The organism is Leyella stercorea (assembly GCF_021531655.1).
The window spans coordinates 21,216-45,608 of sequence record NZ_JADYUF010000014.1 but is presented as its reverse complement, the minus strand read 5'-3'; the positions used below and the strand labels follow the sequence as shown (position 1 = coordinate 45,608).

The window sequence follows — 24,393 nt, the reverse complement described above, 5'->3', positions numbered from 1 at the left end:
ATTGATGATTCAATTAGTATTTACAACGTATGTTACAACTGATGATTACAGTTCGTTCTCTTTCATCTTCTCCGCATTCTCAGCCACGGTAAGTGCGTCAATCATCGACTGAATGTTGCCGCCCATGAAGCCGGGAAGGTCGTATACGGTCATGCCGATGCGATGGTCGGTGACACGGCCCTGCGGGAAGTTGTATGTACGAATCTTTGCTGAGCGGTCGCCAGTAGAGACGAGAGTCTTACGACGGTTGGCAATGTCGTCGACATATTTCTGGTGCTCCTTATCATAGATATATGTACGCAGGCGCGCAAGAGCTCTTTCCTTGTTCTTGGGTTGGTCACGTGTCTCGGTACATTCAATGAGGATTTCCTCTACCTCGCCGGTATTAGGATTCTTCCACATATAGCGGGCACGTACACCCGACTCCACCTTGTTCACATTCTGACCACCTGCACCTGAAGAGCGGAAGGTATCCCACTTGATTTCGCCCTCGTTGATATTTACCTCAAACGGGTCGGCCTCGGGAAGAACGGCAACGGTAGCGGCAGAAGTCTGCATACGACCGTTTGATTCTGTCACGGGGACACGCTGTACGCGGTGAACACCCGACTCATACTTCAATGTGCCGTACACGTTGTCGCCGCTTACTGCAAAGCAGATTTCCTTGAAGCCGCCTACAGCACCTTCGCTTTCGCTTGTGACAGACACAGTCCAACCCTTCGACTCGCAATACTTCTTGTACATCATGAATATCTCGCCTGCAAAGAGACAAGCCTCATCGCCACCAGTACCGGCACGAATCTCCATCTGTACGTTCTTAGCGTCCTCCGGGTCTTTCGGTACAAGTGCAATCTTTATCTCTTCCTCAAGTTGAGGCTGAAGTTCTTCGTTTGTAGCAAGTTCCTCGCGCGCCATCTCCTTCATGTCAGGGTCTTGCTCGTTCATGATAATATCCTTTGCCTCGGCAATGCCGTTAAGACAATTGATGTACTTCTGACGAAGTTTCATGATGTCCTCAAGGTCCTTGTATTCCTTTGTCAGTTTCACGTAACGCTGCTGGTCGGCAATTACAGAAGGGTCGGTGATAAGGGTTGACACTTCCTCGTAGCGTGCTTCCAGTCCGTCAAGCTTTTCTAATATATTATTGTTTTCTGCCATTTGTCAAATTAATGTTGATATGATGCAGGGGTGATGTGGTGAAATGTGTAGAAGTTGTTATTAATATTCAAATTCACCATACTCCGACTTGATGAGCAGCGAGCGCTTACCTTCTTCGATGTGGCCTACAATCTGTGCATCGATGTTGAAGCTCTTGCTGATCTCAATCACCTTCTCGGCTACTTCCGGACGTACATAAATCTCCATGCGGTGACCCATGTTGAATACCTTGTACATTTCCTTCCAGTCGGTCTGGCTATGCTCCTGAATGAGGCGGAACAATGGAGGAACGGCAAACATGTTGTCCTTGATAACACGGCAGTTGTCGCCTACGAAGTGCAGAACCTTGGTCTGTGCGCCACCGGTGCAATGAACCATACCATGGATTTCAGGACGCAGTTCGTCAAGCAGACGCTTGATTACCGGAGCGTAGGTACGTGTAGGTGAGAGTACGAGCTGGCCTGCGTTTACAGGTGCGCCTTCTACTTCGTCGTTCAGACGGCAGCCGCCGCTATAAACGAGTTCCTCGGGCACAGCGTGGTCGTAGCTTTCAGGATATTTCTCAGCAAGATACTTTGCGAATACGTCGTGACGGGCACTTGTCAGTCCATTAGAACCCATACCGCCGTTGTACTGCTTCTCGTATGTTGCCTGTCCGAAAGAAGCCAGTCCTACGATAACGTCACCCGGACGTATGTTGGCATTGTCGATAACGTCCTTGCGCTTCATACGGCAAGTTACGGTAGAGTCGACAATGATGGTGCGTACGAGGTCGCCAACGTCGGCTGTCTCGCCGCCTGTAGCATATACGCCTACTCCCATTTCGCGCAATTCGGCAAGCAGCTCGTCGGTGCCATTGATGATGGCCGAGATAACCTCGCCCGGGATGAGCATCTTGTTACGTCCGATAGTGCTTGATACAAGAATATTGTCAACAGCACCTACACAGAGAAGGTCGTCGGTATTCATGACGATAGCGTCCTGGGCAATGCCCTTCCATACGCTGATGTCGCCTGTCTCCTTCCAGTACATATATGCAAGTGACGATTTTGTACCGGCACCATCAGCGTGCATAATATTGCAATATTCCGGATCACCGCCCAGGATATCGGGGATAATCTTACAGAAAGCCTGAGGATAAAGACCCTTGTCTATGTTCTTTATAGCATTGTGTACGTCTTCCTTGGCGGCGCTGACTCCGCGCATCATGTATCTATTGGATTTGTCCATTGTTATATTATTTGATATGTTTCGATTTTGAGTTTATTATATATATTAAAGTTGCTCCTCGCCGTTCCAGAAGTCCCAGCTGGCAAAGGCTTGAAGCAGCAGCATTTCCAGTCCGTTCTTTGTTGTGGCACCATGTTCAGCTCCCTTCTTCATGAATAGAGTTTCGTCGGGATTGTATATAAGGTCGTACAATATATTGTGGCTGCCCATAGCTTCGTATGGGAGGTCTGGGCAAGAATCGGCTTTGGGGTACATGCCTACCGGTGTGCAGTTGACGATGACGTTGTATTCCTTGACAAGTTCGGGAGTCACCTCGTCGTATGTGATGCATCCGTCTCGCTTCGTGCGGCTTACGAACAATGTTTCCAGACCCAATGTATTCAGTCCGTACTCTATTGCCTTCGACGCTCCACCCGTGCCCAATATGAGTGCTTTCTTATGGAATTTCTCCAGCATGGGTTCGATGCTTCTTGTGAAGCCGATAACGTCGCTGTTGAAGCCCTTGAGGATAGGATTCTTGCCTTTGTGAGTAATTCTGATAACGTTTACGGCGCCAATAGACTTAGCTTCCGGACTTATATCATCAAGATAGCTTATGACCTTCTGCTTGTATGGAATGGTTACATTAAGTCCTTTGAGTTCGGGATTTGAAGCCAGAATCTCGGGCAGTTCATCTATTTGTGGAATTTCAAAATTAATGTAGCGTGCATTTATGTTCTCATTGGTAAATTTCTCGTTAAAGAAACTTACCGAGAATGAGTGGCCCAATGGAAATCCTATTAATCCATACTTGTCCATATATTCTACTTTTAGATGGTTATGAAATAAATGTTTTTACTTCGTTGCAAAATACATTGTGCAGATGCCAAGCGTAAACCTCTTGAATGACGCTTCCGCAAAACCTGCCTTTTTCAATATTCCTATCATTACCTCTCCTTGCGGAAACGCTTCTATTGTTGCTGTGAGATATGAGTAAGCCGTCTTATCACCCGAAATCATTCTGCCGTATAATGGCAATATTGTGTGCGAATAGATCTTGAACAGTTGGCGCATGGGGAAGTGCACCGGTGTTGTCAATTCCAGTATGCAGAGATGTCCTCCCTTCTTCAATACTCGGTGCATCTCCTCAAGTCCCTTGTCCAAGTTCTGGAAGTTGCGTATTCCGAAAGCTGCTATCACAGCATCGAATGAGTCTTCAGGAAAAGACAGATTCATACAGTCCTCTTTACTGAATGATATGGTGTCGCCCAGCCCGAGAGCGTCGACTTTCTGTCTGCCGATATTCATCATCCCCTCACTTATGTCAGCTCCTACAAGCTGCTTGGGACTTAACATCGCGGCAGCCTGAATGGCAAAGTCGCCTGTTCCTGTAGCTACGTCAAGGATGTGCTGTGGCTTGAATGGTTTCAGCCGGTTGAGAGCCATCTTTCGCCACGCCTTGTCGATGTTCCAAGACAGTCGGTGGTTGAGTTTGTCGTAGGAGTGGGCGATATTGTCAAACATCTGTTCCACTTGCTCTCCCTTTTCCTGTGTATTGTTGTAAGGGGTTATCTTTTCCTGTTTGTATGTCATTGTTGCAGTGTTACGGAAATCAAAAAATGTTGGGTGTTGAACGTTATTTATGTCAGCCTCATTGTCAGCCCATTAGATCACATTCATCACCCAACATTCCATATACTACTTGCGTGTAGCGAGGTAAGAAGCTACATTCTTTTCTATACGTGCGGCAATGTCACCGTCTTCTGCAGTCTTGTCAAACTTTTCACCGGTGATGTGCTCGTACAGCTCGATGTAGCGTTCGCTTACACTTTCTGCATACTCGTCGGTGATTTCGGGCATAACCTGTCCTGGCTCATTCATGAAGTTGTGTTCAATGAGCCACTGGCGTACAAATTCCTTAGAGAGCTGCTTCTGTGGCAGACCCTTCTCAAACTTCTCCTCATAGCCGTCAGCGTAGAAGTAGCGGCTTGAGTCGGGAGTGTGGATTTCGTCGATGAGGTAGACCTTGCCATCGCGCTTGCCAAACTCGTACTTAGTGTCAACAAGGATAAGTCCACGCTTTTCAGCCATTTCCTGACCGCGCTGGAAGATACGACGTGTATAATCTTCCATTACTGCATAGTCCTCTGCACTTACAATACCCTGTGCTATAATTTCTTCCTTAGAGATATTGAGGTCGTGACCCTCGTCGGCCTTTGTCGTAGGAGTGATGATTGGCTCCGGGAAACGCTGGTTTTCCTTCATTCCTTCAGGAAGCTTAACGCCACATATTTCACGGCATCCCTCCTTATAGGCACGCCATGCTGAACCGGTAAGAATAGAACGGATAATCATTTCCACACGGAATCCTTCACACTTCAGACCTACTGTCACCATTGGGTCGGGAGTTGCAAGTTTCCAGTTGGGACAGATGTCGATAGTTGCATCAAGGAACTTAGCTGCAATCTGGTTCAATACTTGTCCCTTGAATGGTATGCCTTTCGGCAATACCACATCAAAAGCGGAGATTCTGTCGGTGGCTACCATTACTATGACATCGTCATTGATGTCATATACGTCGCGCACCTTACCATGGTACACGCTTTTCTGTCCTTCAAAATGAAAATCAGTTTGTGTAAGTGCTTTCATACTTTCTAATATAAATTTATATTTGTTTATGAATTCTGATTTGCTGTGCCTTCTTTTCGTTCGGCATTGCTCTTGTCGTGAGCCTCGTATGCGTTGACAATGCGTGTTACGAGTTTGTGACGCACTATATCCTTCTGCTCCAATGGCACAAAACCTATTCCTTCCACATCTTTTAAAATGCTGAGTGCTTCCTTTAGTCCGCTCTTTTGTCCGCGTGGCAGGTCTATCTGCGTCATGTCTCCAGTGACAATCATCTTGGTGTTCCATCCCATACGTGTCAGGAACATACGCAGCTGAGCCGGTGTGGTGTTCTGCGCCTCATCGAGTATCACTACAGCGTCGCTGAGCGTACGGCCGCGCATGAATGCAAGTGGAGCTATCTGTATGACGTTCTTTTCAATCATGTCCTGCAGCTTTACTGCCGGCAGCATGTCTTCCAAAGCATCGTACAGCGGTTGCAGATACGGATCTATCTTGTCCTTCATGTCGCCAGGAAGAAATCCCAGTTTTTCGCCAGCCTCCACAGCAGGACGCGAGAGAATTATCTTGCGTATGGTCTTTTCCTTCAAGGCTCTGACGGCAAGAGCGATACTTAGATAAGTTTTGCCGGTTCCTGCAGGGCCAGTTGCAAAGACCATATCGTTCTTTTCGAAAGCGTCAACCAGCTGCTGCTGGTTCTGGCTCTTGCATTTTATGGGCTTGCCGGATATGTTGTAGACAATTACGCCCTTTACTCCGTCGGCTTTTGTCTGCTTGCCTTTTATAATGTCGAGAATGTCCTCTTCACTGATGCTGTTGTATTTCAGCACGTGACGGCGCATATTCTCGATATTCTCCTCGAATGAAGCCATTTCCTCTTCATCGCCCAAAACGCGTATTACATTATCGCGCGCTACGATACGTAGTTTCGGGTAGAGCGACTTGATCATCTGCAGATGTCCGTTGCCCACACCATAAAATACTACTGGGTCTATGTCTTCAAGTATGATATGTTTCTCTATCAAAATTTATAATATGTTATTTTAGATGCAAAGGTACGTTTTTTTGTACAAATTCAAAAAAAAAACTCAGATATTTCCAAAAATAAATTACCTCTGTTTTGGCAGTATTTGCATTCTTGTGTAACTTTGCACTTACTATGATGAAAATAACGAAGAAGAATTATACTCAGATATTCGGCATTACGGTTGTATTGCTTGCAATTTTCAGATGTGCGTCCATTGACCGCGCTTGCGGCAATGGCACTTCATTAGCATCGGCAGACTCGGTCAGCACTAATGCAACTGCCGATTCGATTGAATCAGACGGAATGGAGGAATTGGCTACAGCTACTGTTGCAGAAGTAAAGCCTAAAGGACGTCCGTCGCTGTTCTTTAACGCAGACGGAACTCAGGTGAAAAACCGTATTTACAGCGTTCCACATTTCGGCAACACTTTCCCCGACCAGAACGATGTACAGCTTGCAGCTGCCCAACGCCATGGTGTGAAGGCTGTGCTCGACCGTAAGGATGCCGAACGCCGCAAGTCGGAACTTGTATATGTGGGCAACAACCCCTTCTTTCATGTTGACCGACTCAACAACAGCATCCCTTATCTGGTACCTTCAGCTTCCGAATTGCTACAGGATATAGGACGGGCTTTCTTCGACAGCTTGCAGACCAAGCAGATCCCGCTTCACAAGATTATAGTCACATCTGTGCTACGCAGCAAGGCTGATGTAGCAAAGCTACGCCAACACAACTCCAACGCCACAGAGAACTCATGCCACCTGTACGGCACAACGTTCGACGTCTGCTACAACCGATATAAGACCGTTGAAGACCCGCAAGGGCCGCGCCGCCGACAGGTACGCAACGATTCACTGAAGTGGGTACTGAGCGAAGTGCTCAACGACATGCGTCAGCAGAAACGATGCCTTGTAAAGTACGAAGTGAAGCAAGGATGCTTTCACATCACGGTGAATTAACGGCTATTCACAGCCTAACGTTTATGGATAATTACTCCTGCATCGGCTACCGAAATATTAAATGGAAAAATTGAAACTTCTGAAGGGCGATTTCGCCTGCAAACTTTCGCTGGCACTTGCCCCTACCATAAAGGCTGGATTTCCAAGTCCTGCCGATGACTACCTGCACGACAGTCTCGACTTCAACCGCGACCTTATCAAGAACCCCGAAGCTACGTTCTACGGACGCGTGTCGGGCGACTCGATGATTGAGGCTGGCATCTGCGACGGCGACATTGCCGTCATCGACCGCTCGCTACAACCTTCCGACGGCGACATAATAGTGGCTTTCGTCAACGGCGAGTTTACCATAAAATATATCGACCTCAGCCACAAGCCCGAGGGATATATTGAATTGCGGCCTGCCAACCATGCCTACTCCCCTATACACATAGATGCCGACGACAACTTCCGCGTATGGGGCGTGGTAGTGTGGACCATTAAACAATGGCGACGCTGACCACTACACTTGTCATTTAGCCACATCATCGTTTGTTACACCACATCGTTTATATAATCCCCGACTCATGAAATGGTATGCCATATGCGATTGCGACAACTGCTACGTCAGTTGCGAACGTGTCTTCCGTCCCGATCTGGAGGGCAAGCCCGTCGTTGTGCTATCCAACAACGACGGTTGTGTCGTGGCACGAAGCAAGGAGGCAAAGCTACTGGGCATCAAGGCCGGCACACCATTCTACAAATTGCGACAGCAGCTACCGGGAGTCAGGATTGAGGCGTTCTCGTCAAACTATGAACTTTATGGCGAAATAACCGGACGCGTCATGACCATCATACGCGACATGGCGCCCATGTGCTTCCGCTACTCCATCGACGAGGCGTTCGCCATTCTCGACGGATTCACGCCCACTCAGCTCAAGCAATGGGGCACACAGCTCCACGACCGTATATTGCAGTCTGTAGGAATGCCCGTAAGCATAGGCATTGCGCCTACAAAGACTCTTGCCAAGATGGCTTCTCACTTCGCCAAGAAACACCCTGGCTACAACCATTGCTGCATTATCGACACAGACGAACGCCGCATCAAGGCGTCACGGCTCTATCCCATCGGCGATGTATGGGGCATCGGCAGACGCTACGCAGCACGCCTCAACAGCATAGGCATTGCCACCGCCCACGACTTGACCAGCCATTCAGCCACGTGGGTACACTCCACATTCCGCAACTTGGTGATTGAACGCACATGGGCCGAACTCAACGGCACCGACTGTATACCCGACGACCTGCCGGCACGCAAGAAGAGCATCTGCACGAGCCGCAGCTTCGACGGAATGGTACACGACTTAGACACGCTGCGCACACATATAGCCAACTACGCCGCACGATGTGCCGAGAAACTGCGCAAGCAGCGGTCGGCTGCCAATATCGTTGGCGTATTTGTCGACTCCAACCACTTCCGGCCCGAATTGCAGCAATACTCCAACATGACCGAGCTTAGCCTCCCCACCCCATCGTCGTCGACCATCGACATCGTAAAGGCTGCTACAACCTGCCTGCACAGCATATATCGTACTGACATCTATTACAAGCGCGCTGGAGTGATACTCATCGGCGTAGTGCCCGACACAGCCATACAGCCCGATTTGTTCTCCTTCGATGCACTACGCCACAACCGCATGACGCAGCTCGACACCACAATCGACCGGATAAACAAGATAGACGGGACGGAAACCGTACTGCTTTCGTCACAACAATACCCCCATGGACGCAAGTTTGCCGATGCCATAAGGCACGAACACAAGAGTCCATGCCCCACAACACGATGGAAAGATATTATCAAGCTAAAATAACAGGACTGTTTATTCGACAATAATCATAGAAAAACAAATATGGCAACCCAACAAACACTAACAATACGCCACGCCACCGAAGCCGATCTGCCAATAATCATGGAACTGGTGAAGTCGGCTATAAAGATTATGCACGACAGTGGCAACACCGGACAATGGAAAGACGGCTATCCTGGCAAAGATGTCATCATGGCAGACATCACATCCGACACCTGCTATCTACTCCTGGCTGGCGACAAGCCCGTAGGTTCGTTCGCCCTTAAGCCTGGCCCCGACCCTACCTACTCCGAAATCTACGACGGAGCATGGCTCAACGACCTGCCTTATTATGTAATTCACCGCGTCACAAGCCTGCCCGACACTCACGGCACATTCGCCGCTGCGCTCAACTACAGCCTCGGCATCTGTAGCAACATACGCATCGACACCTTCCGCGACAACACCATAATGCAGCACCTGCTCAAGAAGAACGGCTTCAAATACTGCGGAATCATTCACGTTGCCAATGGTGATGAGCGTCTGGCATTCCAAAGGGCGTAGACGCACGTGCTTACATTGCACCACGCACGCCACACGTAACAAATGCTCACGCCACACGTAACATCTATTGCACAATCGCCACACATGTATTACCTTTGCAACGTAGACAGACAAAGCGCCTCCAACATTCGTGGGATTAGAGAAATTCGTGGTGAAATATCACAACACGAATCGCACGAGTCACACGAATAATTCATGGTCAATTCATGATAATTCGTGACTATAGCGTACCCAACATTCGAGGGATTAGAGAAATTCGTGGTGAAGCAACACAAATCGCACGAATCACACGAATAATTCATGGTCAATTAATGATAATTCGTGACTATAGCGCACCAAACATTCCTCGGGAGAGAGAAAAAAAATGGAAACAGTGCCTCTGTAAGCCGGGTTCTGTTTCTCACACACCATTACTGACGTACGAGCCTTCTGCCATTTATCTACTACGCAAGTCGCCCTGCGTCTCTAGCATTCTACCCTCCACCGTATCCTCGAAAGGAAATCGGACGGGAAGCCCTCAAACGATGGTATACATGAACTTGCAGCCCCCAGATGGTACAGCCCGATGATTGCCCATCGGCTGGTGGTCTCTTACACACGCCTTCTCACCCTTACCACACACAAGGCATGGCGGTTGTTTTCTTCTACCGACACCTGCCGTCGCCGACAGCTTCTATTTTCGGAAGTGGGGTTCCCTATGCTGCCCGGACTTTCCTCTCCTGCGCACAAGCACAGCAGCGACAGAACCGAGGCACTGTTTCCATTAAGATGCAAAGTTACTGCAAAAAATTGGATTAAACGAAGCTGAAATCAGATTATTTCCTTCTCGCTGTGGTTTTTCGTACAGTTTTCTTCTTTGTAGTTGTTGTCTTCTTTACTGTTGTCTTAGGCGGATTGTAGTAAGTTAGAGCCTCTGGCAGTTCCTGCTTGATTGCAGCAATACGCTTGGCATCTGACGGGTGGTCGCTGAACATATCGCTCTGATTGCTATTGTTGCCCTGCGACATGCGCTGCCAAAAACTAACTGCCACGTTCGGGTCGTAGCCAGCCATTGCAGCAAAGATAAGTCCCATGCGGTCAGCCTCAGTCTCATTGTCGCGCGAATACTTCAAGCTTCTGAACTGCAGACCCTTCTGGGCTATAATCTGAGCCAGCTGTGTGGTAGACGAACTGACACCGGCAGCATTGAGCACCGAACCGAGAATCTGTGTACCATACTGGTTCTTTATCTGCTTGCTCATCTGCTCTGCCGAATGCTTGGCCACGGCGTGGGCAATCTCATGACCGAGAACAATGGCAAGCGAAGCCTCGTTCTGAGTGTAAGGCAGCAATCCCTCGTACACCACAATCTTGCCACCAGGCATACAGAAAGCGTTGGCACTCTTGTCCTGCACAAGATTGAATTCCCAACTATACTGCTTTGTCTCGGCTGCCAATCCGTGATTGTTGAGATAAGCCTCAACGGCTGTGGCAAGCTTCTGGCCTACACGCTTCACCATTGCCGTGTTGGCAGCATTGGTAGAGAGCTTGGCTGACTTCATATAGTCGGAATACTCCTGATTGCTGAGCGAAAGAACCTGCTCGTCCGACACAAGGATGTTCTGCTTGCGACCAGTAATTGGCACAGTACGTGTTGTGCCACACGAAACAACGATGGCGGCAACAAGGGCCATCAATACAAATTTTACTTTTTTCATAACTCAAAAGACATTTTTGTTGTTATTATATGCTGCAAAAGTATATAAAAATAAGAAACAAAGGAAATTTATCAGATAAAAATATCGTACCTTTGCACAATCATTGCCCTATCTTCACTTTAAAGATACGCAAACAGAAGGAAAGAACGTAAAAATAAATAACAATATCAAAAATGGAAAAAGAGACAAACAAACTTATTGCTGCACACTATCAGCTTTTCACCATTAACGAGAACGGCGAACGCAACCTCGTAGAGGAAACAACTCAGGAACAGCCTTTCGTGTTCATTACTGGATTCGGTACAGCCCTTGATGCCTTCGAGGACATACTTAAGAATCTGGGTCGCGGCGAGAAGTTTGACTTCGAACTCGACAAGGACAAGTCGTTCGGCGAATATGACCCGAAGCGTGTTATCGAACTCAACAAGGAGATGTTCACCGTTGACGGACACTTCGACAGCAAGAACATATTCAAGGGAGCACAAATTCCTCTCAAGAACGAGGACGGCAACTTCTTTATAGCAAAGGTTCTTGAAATCGGTGCTGACAAGGTTAAGGTTGACCTCAACCACCCGCTCGCTGGCAACAAACTCAACTTCAAGGGCTACGTTATTGAGAACCGTGAAGCTACAAACGACGAGATACAGACTCTGCTCAACCACATGAACGGTGGCGGATGCAGCGGACATTGCGGCGGATGCGAGAACGAAGGTGGATGCAAAGGCGAAGGCGGATGCGGACACCACGACGAGAAGCACTCGAAAGAGGGCGGATGCTGCGGACACTGCCACTAAATTATATATATAACAGAACCTTCGCAAGCAGGGAACAAGAACAGCCCTGCTTGCGAACATTTAAATAATCTAATTATGCGAAATACATTTGGAAACCTTTTCACGCTGACAACGTTCGGCGAGAGCCACGGACCTGCCATAGGAGGCGTAGTGGATGGAATGCCTGCAGGAGTGGACATCGACATGGAGTTCATACAGAGCGAACTCAACCGCCGACGTCCCGGACAGAGCAAGATAACCACAGCACGCAACGAACCCGACCAGGTGGAGTTTCTCAGCGGAGTGTTTGAAGGCAAGTCGACCGGCTGCCCTATTGGGTTTGTCGTGCGCAATACCAACCAGCACTCCAACGACTACGACAATATGCGCTCTGTATTCCGCCCTTCCCATGCCGACTTCACATACACAAGCAAGTATGGCATACGCGACCATAGGGGCGGCGGACGCTCTTCGGCACGCATCACAATAAGCCGATGCGTGGGTGGAGCATTGGCAAAGCTCGTATTGCGCAAAATGGGCATAAGCATAACTGCCTACACATCGCAGATAGGCGACATAGCTCTCGACCGCGACTATAGCAAGTACGACCTCTCATCTGTCGAAAGCAACATAGTAAGATGTCCTGATGCCGAGGTTGCCACCAAGATGGAACACCTCATAAGCGAGGTGAAAGCGGAGGGCGACACAATAGGAGGAATCATTACATGCGTAGTGAAAGGGTGTCCAGTGGGCGTTGGCGAACCGGAATTCGGCAAGCTGCACGCCGTGCTCGGAGCAGCAATGCTCGGCATAAATGCCGCCAAGGGGTTTGAAATAGGCGAAGGCTTCAACTGCGTCACGTCAAGAGGAAGCCAGCAGAACGACATCTTCACATCCGACAACGGCAAAATACACACAACATCCAACCATAGCGGAGGCATTCAAGGAGGAATAAGCAATGGCGAAGACATCTACTTCCGTGTGGCTTTCAAACCCGTAGCAACCATTCTTCAAGAGCAACCTACCGTAGACAAGGACGGCAACAATACAACACTCCGTGCGCGCGGACGACACGATCCGTGCGTTCTGCCTCGTGCAGTACCGGTGGTTGAAGCCATGACTGCAATGACCATTTTGGACTATATTATGCTCAACAATAATATTGTAGTATAAGATTAACATAGATTAAAATAGAAATAATACTTCTTAGCATTTTTTTCAAAATGGGGGGGGGAATATTTCATGAATTATCACTATTTTTGCACATGATAATTTGGGACTCGTGAGAGCCTTAGATTAGCTTAGTTAAGTCTAGTTTAGTTTTTGTGTTGGTTTAGGGCAGTCAATTGACTGCCCTAAATTTGTTTTATTACGGTATAATAAATTATAAATTTATCGGCCAAATATTTTACAAGTCAATAAATTTATATAACTTAGCCATTGAATTTACAAATAAACAGCTGATTGTACAACTTTTTAAAAAATCAATATTATGATTAGACTGAATGCATTTTTCGAAGTGAAAGACAACGCCAGCATTGACGCAGTAAAGAATCTCGGTACTGAACTTGTGAACAAATCACGCAACGACGAGGGCTGCGTTTCGTACGACCTCTTCACAAGCGCTACACGTCCATTGGTGATGATGTTCTGCGAAACATGGAAGGACGAGGAAGTATTGAAGGCTCATATTGCCTCGGCTCACTTCACCAGTCTCGTGCCCAAAATCGAAGCACTCACAAAGAACGGATTGAAACTGGAGAAATTCGAGTTCTAAACTCGTTTTCGTACACTAAAAACTTTTGTCAACATATATCTACAAAAGGATATTCTTGTTATGAGTTAACACGAAAATATTTTCGTCATGAGTTAACACGAAAAATATTTTGTCATTAATTATCACGAATTATCCATGAATTCTAATTTGCTAAAAAACTCATGGATAATTCGAATGGTAATTCATGACTATAAAGCACAATACAAAAACCTACTTTCTTCTTGTATTGCGACCGTTGTCCTTACGGTTTGCCTTGGCGCCATGACCATTGCCGTTAGTCTTGCTGCCATAACTGCCGTTGCCATAATTGCTGCCACCGTAATTGCCACCAGCAGCATTATAGCCTTTTCCGCCACCATATTTACCGCCGGAATAGTCACGCTGCTTGCCATAGCCATCACGCTGAGTGCCCTGCTTGCCGTAGCCATCACGCTGTGAACCTTGCTTGCTGTAACCATCACGCTGAGCGCCTTGTTTGCCATAACCTTCATACTTATCCGACTGCTTGTCGTGTCCACGACGGTTCTTGTCGCGTGGCTGAATGTCACGTTCGAATTGCTGACGCTCAAATTCTGGACGACGATTGTTGCCGAAGTTGCGTCCCTGATTGGGAGCAGGCACACCTGCATATAGCTGCTGTATAAGGTCGGGACGACCTATTCGGCGCAATTCCTGCTCAATGCCACGACGCTCTTCTGGCTTATACCAGAAGAAGAACTGGCGCTGGGCAAGCTTTTCGCGCAGAGTCTTGGCAGAGAATACCGGTTCGAGAGTATAAGGATCATAACCAGAATACCACGTCTCCGTACTTACAGTCATCGGCGTAGGCGTGAAGTCCTGCACCTGCTCAAGATGAAAGTCAAGACGCTTGGTAATGACTGCCAGCTCTGCCATATCCTCCTCACGGCAGCCCGGGTGCGAACTTATGAAGTAAGGAATTATCTGCTGGCGCAAATTCTCCTCGGTATTGATCTTGTCAAAGATGCGCTTGAACTCCTCAAACAGTTTGAATGAAGGTTTGCGCATAAGCTTCAACACGGCATCTGAAGTATGTTCGGGAGCCACCTTCAATCGGCCGCTCACGTGCTTACAGATAAGTTCACGGGTGTACTGACGTGCAGCAGCATTCCACTTCTCCTCCTTGCTCTTATGCAGAAGCAAGTCGTAGCGCACGCCACTACCTATGAAACTCTTCTTAATTCCAGGAAGAGCGTCTACCGCATGATAGATTTCAAGCAGCGGAGTGTGGTCGGTTACGAGATTAGGACAAATCTGCGGATTGATGCACGAGGGACGCTTGCACACAGCACACGCCTTCGGATTCTTGCCGTGCATTCCATACATATTGGCCGAGGGTCCGCCAAGGTCGGACAGATAGCCCTTGAAGTCGGGCATTTCTATCACCTTCTTCACCTCCTTTATTATGCTCTCCTTCGAACGGCAAGCTATGAACTTGCCCTGATGGGCGCTGATAGTACAGAAGGCGCAACCGCCAAAGCATCCACGATGCATGTTGACCGAGAACTTGATCATATCGTAAGCTGGAATGCGCTTGCCCTTATATTTAGGATGAGGCAGACGCGTATATGGCAGGTCGAACGAGCGGTCGAGTTCTTCAGATGTCATCGGTGGATATGGAGGATTGACAACGGCATACTTGCCGTCTACCTCTTGCAGCAGACGTTGTGCGTGCATCTTGTTCGATTCCTCCTCGATATGACGGAAATTGTCGGCTTCAGCCTTCTTGTTTCGCAGACATTCCTCGTGGCTGTGCAGGACGATGTCGTCCGAGGTTATTCCGCCAGGTATCTCGTCCTCCTTTGTGAGATATACCGTCTGTGGAATATTGCGTATTTCAGCAATCTGCTTACCCTCGCTGAGCTGGCTGCAAAGTTCCAGAATAGGTTTCTCGCCCATTCCGTAGATTATCATGTCGGCACCCGAATCGCAGAGGATACACTTATGCAGTCCGTCCTTCCAGTAGTCGTAATGAGTCAGTCGGCGAAGTGAAGCCTCAATACCTCCCAACACGACGGGAACATCAGGGAAGAGCTGTTTCAGAATCTTAGTATATACAATGGTAGGATATTCCGGACGGCAGTCGTGACGACCGTCAGGACTGTAGGCATCCTCCGAACGCAGACGCTTGCCTGCTGTGTACTTGTTGACCATAGAATCCATACATCCCGGAGCAATACCGAAGAAGAGATTGGGGCGTCCCAACTTCTTGAAGTCGCGGAAGTCGCCGTGCCAGTCGGGCTGCGGCACTATTGCCACTTTATAGCCCGCCGACTCAAGCGTGCGACCGATAACAGCGGCACCAAACGACGGATGGTCAACATACGCATCGCCCGAGAACAGGATAACGTCAACGCTGTCCCATCCCCGGATTTCCATTTCCTTTTTTGTAGTAGGCAGCCAATCGGTGAGCCTATATTCTTTCATTGTATATACTTTACGTGTTATTAATTCTGTTCTGTTTCCTCTTCAGCTGACGGCTTGTTCTGTTCCCACTCCTTATAGAGCGTCACAAGATTAGACAAGCCGATAGCCTTCATATTATTGTTGTAGATTACATCAAGACAGAGGTCGAGCAAGTTCTTGTCGCTTATGCCCGACGACTCCAGCAATGAGCGCACGTTAAGCTTAAGCTTGTCGAGCACAGTCTCGTCGATAATACCGTTGCTGTCTACCAAGCTGTCAAGAAAAGAATATTTGCGAAGCGTTTCTAGATGCAAGTCACTCACCTCAATGCTTCTTGTGCCTGATGCATTTGCCTGAATTTTGTACATAATCATTAGTTTTTTAAAGTTATTAGTCTTGTTTCTATCTCTTGACGAGGAAGTCCATTACGGCCTTCATCACCTGTCGGCGTGCATTCATATTGTTGATGCACTCGAAGGGGAAGCCCATAACGAAGCACTTGTAGTCGCTACCGTCATAAGCTACCGCAGCACTCGAACCGTCGGCATACTGCATTGCGCAAAATGCCGACGAAGCGGCAGGATGCATTACGTCTACCGACGTTGCAGCATAGTGCATGGGGTTGAGATGGCGGATGATGTCGAATTTGATTCCCAGTCCGTTTATTACATTATTATTAATGGAGCGGTCGGCACGTTCGTACGATGCCTTGACCACATTGGCAAGAAACTGTCGCTCGTCGGCACGCAACATATCGCTGCCCACATAAGCTCCGCTCACCATAATGCGTCCGCCACGACCCGTAAATGCCTCAAGCTGCTTGCGCAGTCTCGATGTGAAGGTCTTGTAGCGCACAAGCGAATGACCGTCGTCCTTCTGCAGTCCGAAAGCAATGTCCATAACGTCATAGTCTGTCGAGCGTACGAAATCGTTCTCCAAAGCTTCCACCGAGCAGCTCACCACATTGTAATCTCCCGAGGTTGCAATATTTTCCACGTGACAAACCGATTCATTCTGCTGATTGCCCATCACAAACGAGCCTGCAAGTTCGTCTCCACAATATCCCAACGCTCCCGGACCTTCGCTTCCTGCACGACTACGGTCGAAGCATTGCTGACGACCGTTCCACCCTGCTGTGAGTCCATAAGAAACGCCTATATCGCTGTCCATGTCGAAGCCCTGCTGTGTTTCATTGTCAACTACAGCCGGACCCGAAAGGCGCTTGAATCCATTCACCACAAGAACGTTGCGTGCATGAGGAACCGATGACAGTTTGGCAGCCAACGTCTCCGACGGGAAGCTCTCGCCTCCCCTATTCACAGCGGCTACGCGGAATCGGTAGACTACATCGGGCTGCACGTCAATCACATAAGAAGTGGCGTGCACCATACGTCCGTTGTCAAAACCGCCTGCGCCTTTCGCCACATATATATTATAAGATGTGGGCACGGCTGTAGGCTCCTGCTCGTCCTTTACGGGAAGCCACAACAGTCGCAACTGGCCGTTTCCGATATTCTCTATACGGAAATTGTCTACCGGCAGAGGCTGAACTATACATGGACGAGAATGGTTGCTGCTGACGTAGCGCAATATGGTCTTGTAGAGCGAGCGTGCCATAGTGAACTTGAAGTTAGGGTCGAATCCACGCTTGAGGTCGGCAAAGTTCTGATGCGACATAGTCTCGACTATAGCCGACGGAACTTCCGGGCGGCGGGTCTCGCTATAGTTACGGTCCCATAGATAGCGGCGAGTCCACTTGCCATACTTGAACGTAAGGTCGCGACGCAATCCTTCGAGCAATTGTTCGGCGAAGTCGTGCGAAGCCATGCGCGAAATGCCACTATTAAGCCGTCCGTCGTTGAAGTTGGTGGTGCATATTGCCAGCGAACCTATTATCGAGTCGGGCACCGACGTATATCCTGCATCACTATGCACAGCAAGCGAGAGTTCGATAGGAACCTTCTTGCCCTCGCGTGTCGGCACATAAACCGAGCCTCCTGCAAGCCAGTTGGCCATATTCGAGCGGGTATTGATGTCGTCAGAATAGTCGTCTGTACCATTCTTCCCACCATAAACGCTATAAGGAGCACCCGACCACTGGGCATTGTAACGGGCACCCTCCAGACAACGTGGCATTCCACTCGTGACGCCATAGCGCTGCACATTGCCCATGCCTCCGCCAAAACGCACAGCATCGGTTGTTATGATACCCTTCTGGTCGGAAAGGTTGGTGATTATCACACGGTTGTCGGTGCTGCTGCCGCTGCCGAAATCAAAAGTGCCAAGATAAACCCATGTGCCTCCACCCATTTGCTGGTTGACACGAAACAGAGTGCGCTGACCCTTATGACATACTATATACTGCACGTCAGACACGCTATTGGGCAGAGTCTGATAGCTCACATACACAGCATAACGGCCTGCCTGCGGAATCTGAGGCTGATAGGAAGCCCACGATTCATGACCCTTACGCACGGTACGAACCTGACGCACGGTGCCTTGAAGGAACGGGTTCTCGCCGTCACGATACACTCCATTGCGCACGGCAAAACCTTTTTCCTTGGCAGTCTGCCACTTCTCACGGCCGTCGTCTTCTACATATCCACGACCGTTGTCGTTGTCTACCAGCACTTCGTTCTTCTGCCAGTCGCGCTCGCGTGGAGTATAAATCACAGCTCCAGCACGCTCAAGCATCGGAATGAGATAAGGCACAACGATGGTTTGGGTGAAAAGGTCCTCGGTAGTGCCATACAGATTTGGGCGCTGCCAACGCCAGCGTGACTTCTTCGTATCATAATATATTCCGTGCGAAGCCCACAAAGAAATGTGCCTGTCGAACAATCCGTGCGAGATGAAGTAAGGGCGCGACTCATCGTAAACCCATGGAGCACCGTCATATTCTATCTTGCCCCATGCCGATGGTACGCCAGCATTTTCCACACATGCACCAGCCACAAGCTGCTCAATGGGCAGACCTGCAGCCACAATGCTGAGCGAATACTTGTTGTAAGGCTTGGGCAGAGACTTCGCCAGACGCTTGTAATAGAACTTTACCGACTTCTCGGTAAACTCCTGCGTAGCAAACGACGTACTGACATACACCCGTAGCTCACGCTTGCGGTTGTCCACACTAAACTTCTCAAGATAAGGCTGTGTATGGTAAGTGACATTCTTTGCCCTGTTCTGCAAAACATAGTTTTTCAGAAGAGCTTCCACTTTTTCACTTGGCAGCGTCTTGTTGCTGCCAGCTACAGCCTGAACTGCAACCATCGAAAAGGCACAGAATAGTATGGATATGACTCGGTTCATTTTACAACTCTGATTATATGATTTTTCCATTGTTGTCCCCCTGCCCTTCAAAAGGGCTCCTTTGGGCTTGCAAAAGGACTCCTTCTGCCGTTCAAAAGGACCCCTTTTACATTGCAAATGTAGTCCTTTTACAGAGCAAAAGGACTACATTCGGAATGCAGTATGCGAATATTGATTCGCCACACCTATTTTATATGTCTCCGACGGTGAAGAGTTCGGGCTTCTTACCCTTGAAATCCTTAAAGTAGGACTTTATCTTCTTCATGTCAGCCTCAACGTCGCCTGTCGGCACAATCACATGCTTGCATTCTATGAGCTTGCGCTCGAAGTCGAGTCCGTACAGCAGTATTGGTATGTTAGCCTTCAATGCTATGAAGTAGAAGCCCTTCTTCCATTCGGGATTGAGCGAACGGGTTCCCTCAGGAGTGACACACAGGCGGAAGTGGGGAGTGTTGCGTGCTGTCTCGGCAAGAGCGTCGGTCATACTTGTATGCTTGCCACGATAGACGGGTATTCCGCCTATGCTACGGAAGAAAACGCCCAAAGGCCAGAAGAACCATTCCTTCTTCATAAGGAAGTTGATCTTCAGGTTCTCGGCACGCGAGTAGAGCAGACCCATTATAAAGTCCCAGTTGCTCGTATGAGGTGCAAGACACAAGATATATTTTTCGGGAAACTCCACACTTATCTCGGCACGCCAATGCATGCGCTTGTAGAGCACCGTTCTGCAAAAACGTTGCAATAAACTCATTATTCCTTTATTTTCTTAACCAGATATTAATGTCTAACAAGCCAATTTACTCAAAGTTTGAAATCTGGTCGATGATTTCAGACACCTGCTTGTTGAACTTTGTGATAAGATCCTTGAAGAATTCAGAAGCCGGCATTCCCGGCTCTACATGCGATATGCGGCGGATGTAGTCGTTGTGGATTACCAGAATAGAAGTAAGCAAGGCCTTAACGTTTTCTTCGTCAGCCTTTATTGAATAAGATGCAGCCACTACTTCTGAAAAAAGTTCGCTACATACGTAATTGATTTTTCGTTTTAAGATTCGTTTATTAGCCATAATTCCTTTTATGATTTAATATAATTTCTTGCCAAAGATAGAAAAAAAAAGAATACGTAACAAGTAATATCAATAAAAAATGTAATCGCTTAAAGTTTTCCGTCCAATATTTTCAGTATGTCACAGAAAAAGCGTATTTTTGCAGCACGAAATAATATAAAGGTAGATTTTATTTCAATAATACATACTTTTTAATTTTTAACATCAAATGGAAATTAGTGCATTGCAGATTGCAAGAGCTGCTTATCAGCCCAAATTGCCCAAGGCTCTTCAGGGACCGGTGAAGGCCGTAGAAGGTGAGGCTACACAGTCAGTAGGTAACCAGGATGACATCAAGGCTTTGTTCCCTAACACATACGGAATGCCCGTCATCACATTCGAAGCTGGCGAGAAGAAGGAGCTTCCGGCTTTCAATGTTGGTGTAATTCTTTCAGGTGGTCAGGCTCCTGGCGGCCACAACGTTATTTCAGGTCTTTTCGACGGTGTAAAGTCACTCAACCCCGCTAACAAGCTGTACGGATTCATCCTCGGCCCTGGCGGTCTGGTTGACCACAACTACAAGGAGATCACTCCTGAGCTTATGGATGCTTACCGCAACACTGGCGGTTTCGACATCATCGGTTCTGGCCGTACCAAGCTTGAGAAGGAAGAGCAGTTTGAGAAGGGTATCGAGATTCTTCGCGAGCTCGGCATCAAGGCTCTCGTCATCATCGGTGGTGACGACTCTAACACTAACGCTTGCGTACTCGCTGAGTACTATGCAGCAAAGAAGTACGGTGTTCAGGTAATCGGCTGCCCGAAGACTATCGACGGCGACTTGAAGAACGAGCAGATCGAAACTTCATTCGGTTTCGACACAGCTTGCAAGACATACTCTGAGCTTATCGGCAACATCCAGCGCGACTGCAACTCAGCCCGCAAGTACTGGCACTTCATCAAGCTCATGGGCCGTTCGGCTTCTCACATCGCTCTTGAGTGCGCTCTTCAGACCCAGCCTAACGTTTGCCTCGTTTCAGAGGAGGTTGAGGCTAAGGAGATGTCACTTGACGATGTTGTAACATATATCGCTAAGGTAGTAGCCGACCGTGCTGCCGATGGCAACAACTTCGGTACTGTACTCATTCCTGAGGGTCTTATCGAGTTCATCCCTGCTATCAAGAAGCTCATCGCTGAGCTCAACGAGGTTCTTACCGATCCTGCTACTGGCGAGTCACGTGAGTTTGCCAACGCTGAGGAGCAGATCGATTTCGTAAAGAGCTCTATCGCTAAGGACAACCTTGCTATTCTCGAGTCGCTTCCTGAGGACGTTGCACGTCAGCTCTGCCTTGACCGCGACCCGCACGGAAACGTTCAGGTTTCGCTCATCGAGACAGAGAAGCTCCTCTCACGTATGGTTGAGAAGAAGCTCGAAGCTTGGAAGGAAGAGGGCAAGTACAATGGCAACTTCTCAGCACAGCACCACTTCTTCGGCTATGAGGGACGTTGCGCTGCTCCGTCTAACTACGACGCTGACTATTGCTACTCACTCGGCTACAACGCTTCACGCCTCATTGCCAACGGCAAGACTGGCTACATGTCAGTAATCAAGAACACTACTGCTCCTGCCGCTGAGTGGATTGCAGGTGGTGTGCCTATCACAATGATGATGAACATCGAGCGTCGTAACGGTGCCAACAAGCCTGTTATCCGCAAGGCTCTTGTAGAGCTCGACGGTGCTCCGTTCAAGTTCTTCGCTGCTCATCGTGAGGAGTGGGCCAAGAACGATTGCTACGTATACCCGGGTCCGGTTCAGTACTGGGGTCCGTCAGAGGTTTGCGATCAGCCTACTAAGACTCTGAAGCTTGAGCAGGGCAAGTAATTCACTTGTCAAGCTACAACTTCTTACTGAGTTAAAGATAAGATGGAGAGCAGAGTGGCTTCAGCCATTCTGCTCTCTCTGTTTAAGCCTGAGCATATATTGCAAATTCATTAGAAACTATGAGTGAACAGAATCACGCACGCAAAGCAAACAAAAGAAAGAAAACTACACGCAAAGCCTCTTCCACAAAGAAGCAGTCGGCACTCAGCGCCCTGCTCGCACGCAATCCGCATGCAGCATGGTGGGTTGGCGGCATTGCCGTAGTGTGTCTGTACGTGTGGCTGTTCTACTCGTTTCTTGTAAGCCCTACCGGATTCAGATGGCGTGCATTGTTCGGCGATGCCAACTATCCTGCCGGATACGAAATACACGGCATAGACATTTCGCACTATCAGGGCGACATAGACTGGGACAAACTGCGTGGAGCCAGCATCGAGGGATGCCCGCTGCGTTTTATAATGATAAAATCAACAGAAGGCTCAACACGCGTTGACGACAAATTCAAGGAGAACTTCCGCCAGGCACGCGAATATGGATACATACGTGGCGCCTATCACTTCTGGAGCAACAAGTCGTCAGCTCGCTCGCAGGCCTACCACTTCCTTAATACCGTACGTCTTGAAGAGGGCGACCTGCCTCCGGTTCTTGACGTAGAACATAAACCTGCCGACCGCTCGGTTGAGGATTTCCAACACGACATACTGACATGGCTTCACATCGTTGAGGATAAATATCACGTGAAGCCTATCATCTACACGTATTACAAATTCAAGGAGAAATACTTAAGCAAGCCCGTATTCGACGACTACCCTTACTGGATAGCCCATTACTATGTCGACAAGGTGGAATACAAAGGAGCGTGGAAATTCTGGCAGCATACCGACGTTGGCCGACTTCCTGGTATAAAGAGCTATGTAGACTTCAACATCTACAACGGTTCGTTCTATGATATGAAAAAACTTACCATTGGCAATCAAGACACCGTATGGTGAAAAGAATCAAGCATTCATCTGGTTTGATTCTTAATTCAAGTTGTATCTGAATTGAAATCCAACGGGCGATACTGACAAACTAACGTCGTCGCATATTTTCTCCTTGCCAAACACAACCAGCCACTCCTATCCAAGGCGACACACTATAATACTCATGCATAAGGGTTGTAGCTCCACAGAAAGCTATCGACACACCCATATACCTTAATCGCATTTTTATAAATAGGTATTTTTCTATACTTAATTAGCTTCAAACAAGGCGCAAGCCCATTCTTCGTCAGTAACAGCATTCTTCAGAGACATGGCATTATCCATTGCAGCCTTTTCCAACATCGGAACGTCCGACTCATAGAAACCGCTGAGTATCAGACATCCGTCCTTCTTCATATGACGCTTGAATGCCGGCATATCGTTTATCAGGATGTTGCGGTTGATGTTTGCAATCACTACATCAAACTTCTCGTCCACTCCGTCAAGAACAGACGCGTCACCAAGCATCACATCAAGATTGCCTACTCCATTGATCGAGGCATTGTGCTTGGCGTTTTCCGAGCTCCATTCGTCAATGTCATATCCCAACACTCTATCAGCACCAAGACGCGAAGCTACAATACCAAGAATGCCTGTACCACATCCGCAGTCGAGCACCTTCTTTCCATTCAAATTCATGCCAAGCAGACGACGCAGAATCATGCGTGTAGTCTGATGGGTACCGGTGCCAAAAGCGTTGCGTGCCTCAATGAAGATGCGCATCACACCATCATTACCCGCAAACATATTCATATCAGTATGTTTGGCATCATATATAATAAGGTGGTCGCCAACGCCTATTGGCTCGAAGCCCTCGTCTTCCCAACCTTGATTCCAATCCTGGTCGGGCACTTCAGCTATGTCGTAAGCCACAGTTGCGCCTTCAGGCATATAGTCGGCAATGGCATCATCGAGCGTCTCCTTATTATACAAAGGACGCTGCACATAACCCAGCAGTCCGTCGTCAGTATCTTCAAAAGCCTCAAAGCCAGCCTCGCAGGCAGCAGCCGACAACAGTTCACGGGCAGGCTGCATAAGCTCAGCCTCACATTCTATCTTGAAATTAGCTACAAAATATTTCATCTGTCAGTTGT

At 48.3% G+C, this 24,393-nt stretch carries 22 protein-coding genes and 1 other RNA gene; 9 read left to right on the top strand and 14 right to left on the bottom strand.

All coding sequences use genetic code 11. From position 1 onward, the window contains the following. Positions 1-45 precede the first annotated feature (45 nt). The 6 genes from prfA to I6E49_RS05715 all read right to left on the bottom strand — a co-directional run bounded on the left by prfA (position 46) and on the right by I6E49_RS05715 (position 6,020). A complete protein-coding gene (gene prfA, locus I6E49_RS05740; protein WP_235400954.1) occupies positions 46-1,158 on the bottom strand; it encodes a peptide chain release factor 1 in 1,113 nt (370 codons plus the stop codon). A gap of 60 nt (positions 1,159-1,218) precedes the next feature. Further along, entirely contained in the window at positions 1,219-2,367 is a 1,149-nt protein-coding gene (locus I6E49_RS05735; RefSeq protein ID WP_235400989.1) for an AIR synthase-related protein, read from the bottom strand. 66 nt (positions 2,368-2,433) lie between these two features. Continuing rightward, positions 2,434-3,186, bottom strand: a complete 753-nt coding sequence (locus tag I6E49_RS05730; RefSeq protein ID WP_235400953.1) for a shikimate dehydrogenase family protein — start codon at positions 3,184-3,186, stop codon at positions 2,434-2,436. Between the two features lie 36 nt (positions 3,187-3,222). Then, on the bottom strand, positions 3,223-3,960 hold the full coding sequence (gene ubiE / locus I6E49_RS05725; protein WP_235400952.1) for a bifunctional demethylmenaquinone methyltransferase/2-methoxy-6-polyprenyl-1,4-benzoquinol methylase UbiE: 738 nt from the start codon (positions 3,958-3,960) through the stop codon (positions 3,223-3,225). Positions 3,961-4,065: 105 nt separating this feature from the next. Beyond that, positions 4,066-5,016 (bottom strand): phosphoribosylaminoimidazolesuccinocarboxamide synthase, encoded by a 951-nt coding sequence (locus tag I6E49_RS05720; RefSeq protein WP_235400951.1) that lies wholly within the window; start codon positions 5,014-5,016, stop codon positions 4,066-4,068. Positions 5,017-5,042: 26 nt separating this feature from the next. After that, the gene (locus tag I6E49_RS05715; protein WP_235400950.1) at positions 5,043-6,020 is read right to left on the bottom strand and encodes a PhoH family protein; all 978 of its coding nucleotides are present in this window, start codon (positions 6,018-6,020) and stop codon (positions 5,043-5,045) included. Between the two features lie 137 nt (positions 6,021-6,157). On the opposite strand from I6E49_RS05715, the gene I6E49_RS05710 reads away from it, so the two are divergent. The 4 genes from I6E49_RS05710 to I6E49_RS05695 all read left to right on the top strand — a co-directional run bounded on the left by I6E49_RS05710 (position 6,158) and on the right by I6E49_RS05695 (position 9,372). Further along, positions 6,158-6,982: a DUF5715 family protein gene (locus I6E49_RS05710; RefSeq protein ID WP_235400987.1), complete on the top strand. Its 825-nt coding sequence runs from the start codon at positions 6,158-6,160 to the stop codon at positions 6,980-6,982. A 61-nt stretch (positions 6,983-7,043) separates the two neighbouring features. Next, positions 7,044-7,481, top strand: a complete 438-nt coding sequence (locus I6E49_RS05705; RefSeq protein ID WP_235400949.1) for a LexA family protein — start codon at positions 7,044-7,046, stop codon at positions 7,479-7,481. A 67-nt stretch (positions 7,482-7,548) separates the two neighbouring features. Beyond that, entirely contained in the window at positions 7,549-8,832 is a 1,284-nt protein-coding gene (locus I6E49_RS05700) for a Y-family DNA polymerase (RefSeq protein ID WP_235400948.1), read from the top strand. Between the two features lie 39 nt (positions 8,833-8,871). Then, on the top strand, positions 8,872-9,372 hold the full coding sequence (locus tag I6E49_RS05695; protein WP_235400947.1) for an N-acetyltransferase: 501 nt from the start codon (positions 8,872-8,874) through the stop codon (positions 9,370-9,372). A gap of 366 nt (positions 9,373-9,738) precedes the next feature. On the opposite strand, the gene rnpB is transcribed toward I6E49_RS05695, so the two are convergent. Together rnpB and I6E49_RS05685 are read right to left on the bottom strand one after the other, a co-directional pair. Then, positions 9,739-10,130, bottom strand: an RNA gene (rnpB, locus tag I6E49_RS05690) — RNase P RNA component class A. A gap of 57 nt (positions 10,131-10,187) precedes the next feature. After that, positions 10,188-11,069, bottom strand: a complete 882-nt coding sequence (locus tag I6E49_RS05685; protein ID WP_235400946.1) for a M48 family metallopeptidase — start codon at positions 11,067-11,069, stop codon at positions 10,188-10,190. 173 nt (positions 11,070-11,242) lie between these two features. On the opposite strand from I6E49_RS05685, the gene I6E49_RS05680 reads away from it, so the two are divergent. The 3 genes from I6E49_RS05680 to I6E49_RS05670 all read left to right on the top strand — a co-directional run bounded on the left by I6E49_RS05680 (position 11,243) and on the right by I6E49_RS05670 (position 13,619). Beyond that, positions 11,243-11,863 carry an FKBP-type peptidyl-prolyl cis-trans isomerase gene (locus tag I6E49_RS05680; RefSeq protein WP_235400945.1) on the top strand — a complete coding sequence of 207 codons (621 nt, stop codon included), beginning with the start codon at positions 11,243-11,245 and terminating at the stop codon, positions 11,861-11,863. 75 nt (positions 11,864-11,938) lie between these two features. After that, complete coding sequence (gene aroC / locus I6E49_RS05675) at positions 11,939-13,015, top strand: chorismate synthase (RefSeq protein ID WP_235400944.1); 1,077 nt, start codon at positions 11,939-11,941, stop codon at positions 13,013-13,015. Between the two features lie 319 nt (positions 13,016-13,334). Further along, entirely contained in the window at positions 13,335-13,619 is a 285-nt protein-coding gene (locus tag I6E49_RS05670) for a putative quinol monooxygenase (RefSeq protein ID WP_235400943.1), read from the top strand. 210 nt (positions 13,620-13,829) lie between these two features. Here the strand turns inward: I6E49_RS05670 and I6E49_RS05665 are convergent, their stop codons facing one another. From I6E49_RS05665 to I6E49_RS05645, 5 genes are all read right to left on the bottom strand, one after another. Then, positions 13,830-16,064 carry a YgiQ family radical SAM protein gene (locus I6E49_RS05665; RefSeq protein WP_235400941.1) on the bottom strand — a complete coding sequence of 745 codons (2,235 nt, stop codon included), beginning with the start codon at positions 16,062-16,064 and terminating at the stop codon, positions 13,830-13,832. A gap of 20 nt (positions 16,065-16,084) precedes the next feature. Continuing rightward, positions 16,085-16,411, bottom strand: coding sequence for a hypothetical protein (locus I6E49_RS05660; RefSeq protein ID WP_235400939.1), 327 nt, complete (start codon positions 16,409-16,411; stop codon positions 16,085-16,087). A 34-nt stretch (positions 16,412-16,445) separates the two neighbouring features. Next, entirely contained in the window at positions 16,446-19,382 is a 2,937-nt protein-coding gene (locus I6E49_RS05655) for a golvesin C-terminal-like domain-containing protein (protein WP_235400938.1), read from the bottom strand. 160 nt (positions 19,383-19,542) lie between these two features. After that, a complete protein-coding gene (locus I6E49_RS05650) occupies positions 19,543-20,103 on the bottom strand; it encodes a 1-acyl-sn-glycerol-3-phosphate acyltransferase (protein WP_235400937.1) in 561 nt (186 codons plus the stop codon). A gap of 46 nt (positions 20,104-20,149) precedes the next feature. Beyond that, entirely contained in the window at positions 20,150-20,419 is a 270-nt protein-coding gene (locus I6E49_RS05645; RefSeq protein ID WP_235400936.1) for a hypothetical protein, read from the bottom strand. Positions 20,420-20,627: 208 nt separating this feature from the next. Between I6E49_RS05645 and I6E49_RS05640 the strand changes: the two genes are divergently transcribed. Both I6E49_RS05640 and I6E49_RS05635 read left to right on the top strand, forming a co-directional pair. Beyond that, complete coding sequence (locus I6E49_RS05640) at positions 20,628-22,277, top strand: diphosphate--fructose-6-phosphate 1-phosphotransferase (protein WP_235400935.1); 1,650 nt, start codon at positions 20,628-20,630, stop codon at positions 22,275-22,277. 119 nt (positions 22,278-22,396) lie between these two features. Continuing rightward, a complete protein-coding gene (locus I6E49_RS05635; protein ID WP_235400934.1) occupies positions 22,397-23,269 on the top strand; it encodes a glycoside hydrolase family 25 protein in 873 nt (290 codons plus the stop codon). A gap of 240 nt (positions 23,270-23,509) precedes the next feature. Here the strand turns inward: I6E49_RS05635 and prmA are convergent, their stop codons facing one another. Continuing rightward, positions 23,510-24,382 (bottom strand): 50S ribosomal protein L11 methyltransferase, encoded by an 873-nt coding sequence (gene prmA / locus I6E49_RS05630; RefSeq protein WP_235400933.1) that lies wholly within the window; start codon positions 24,380-24,382, stop codon positions 23,510-23,512. Between the last annotated feature and the right edge of the window lie 11 nt (positions 24,383-24,393).

Bases quoted from the DNA above. Each gene is read 5' to 3' on its own strand.
- prfA (WP_235400954.1), bottom strand. From the start codon at position 1,158: ATGGCAGAAAACAATAATATATTAGAAAAGCTTGACGGACTGGAAGCA.
- I6E49_RS05735 (WP_235400989.1), bottom strand. From the start codon at position 2,367: ATGATGCGCGGAGTCAGCGCCGCCAAGGAAGACGTACACAATGCTATA.
- I6E49_RS05730 (WP_235400953.1), bottom strand. From the start codon at position 3,186: ATGGACAAGTATGGATTAATAGGATTTCCATTGGGCCACTCATTCTCG.
- ubiE (WP_235400952.1), bottom strand. From the start codon at position 3,960: ATGACATACAAACAGGAAAAGATAACCCCTTACAACAATACACAGGAA.
- I6E49_RS05720 (WP_235400951.1), bottom strand. From the start codon at position 5,016: ATGAAAGCACTTACACAAACTGATTTTCATTTTGAAGGACAGAAAAGC.
- I6E49_RS05710 (WP_235400987.1), top strand. From the start codon at position 6,158: ATGAAAATAACGAAGAAGAATTATACTCAGATATTCGGCATTACGGTT.
- I6E49_RS05705 (WP_235400949.1), top strand. From the start codon at position 7,044: ATGGAAAAATTGAAACTTCTGAAGGGCGATTTCGCCTGCAAACTTTCG.
- I6E49_RS05700 (WP_235400948.1), top strand. From the start codon at position 7,549: ATGAAATGGTATGCCATATGCGATTGCGACAACTGCTACGTCAGTTGC.
- I6E49_RS05695 (WP_235400947.1), top strand. From the start codon at position 8,872: ATGGCAACCCAACAAACACTAACAATACGCCACGCCACCGAAGCCGAT.
- I6E49_RS05685 (WP_235400946.1), bottom strand. From the start codon at position 11,069: ATGAAAAAAGTAAAATTTGTATTGATGGCCCTTGTTGCCGCCATCGTT.
- I6E49_RS05680 (WP_235400945.1), top strand. From the start codon at position 11,243: ATGGAAAAAGAGACAAACAAACTTATTGCTGCACACTATCAGCTTTTC.
- aroC (WP_235400944.1), top strand. From the start codon at position 11,939: ATGCGAAATACATTTGGAAACCTTTTCACGCTGACAACGTTCGGCGAG.
- I6E49_RS05670 (WP_235400943.1), top strand. From the start codon at position 13,335: ATGATTAGACTGAATGCATTTTTCGAAGTGAAAGACAACGCCAGCATT.
- I6E49_RS05665 (WP_235400941.1), bottom strand. From the start codon at position 16,064: ATGAAAGAATATAGGCTCACCGATTGGCTGCCTACTACAAAAAAGGAA.
- I6E49_RS05660 (WP_235400939.1), bottom strand. From the start codon at position 16,411: ATGTACAAAATTCAGGCAAATGCATCAGGCACAAGAAGCATTGAGGTG.
- I6E49_RS05655 (WP_235400938.1), bottom strand. From the start codon at position 19,382: ATGGAAAAATCATATAATCAGAGTTGTAAAATGAACCGAGTCATATCC.
- I6E49_RS05650 (WP_235400937.1), bottom strand. From the start codon at position 20,103: ATGAGTTTATTGCAACGTTTTTGCAGAACGGTGCTCTACAAGCGCATG.
- I6E49_RS05645 (WP_235400936.1), bottom strand. From the start codon at position 20,419: ATGGCTAATAAACGAATCTTAAAACGAAAAATCAATTACGTATGTAGC.
- I6E49_RS05640 (WP_235400935.1), top strand. From the start codon at position 20,628: ATGGAAATTAGTGCATTGCAGATTGCAAGAGCTGCTTATCAGCCCAAA.
- I6E49_RS05635 (WP_235400934.1), top strand. From the start codon at position 22,397: ATGAGTGAACAGAATCACGCACGCAAAGCAAACAAAAGAAAGAAAACT.
- prmA (WP_235400933.1), bottom strand. From the start codon at position 24,382: ATGAAATATTTTGTAGCTAATTTCAAGATAGAATGTGAGGCTGAGCTT.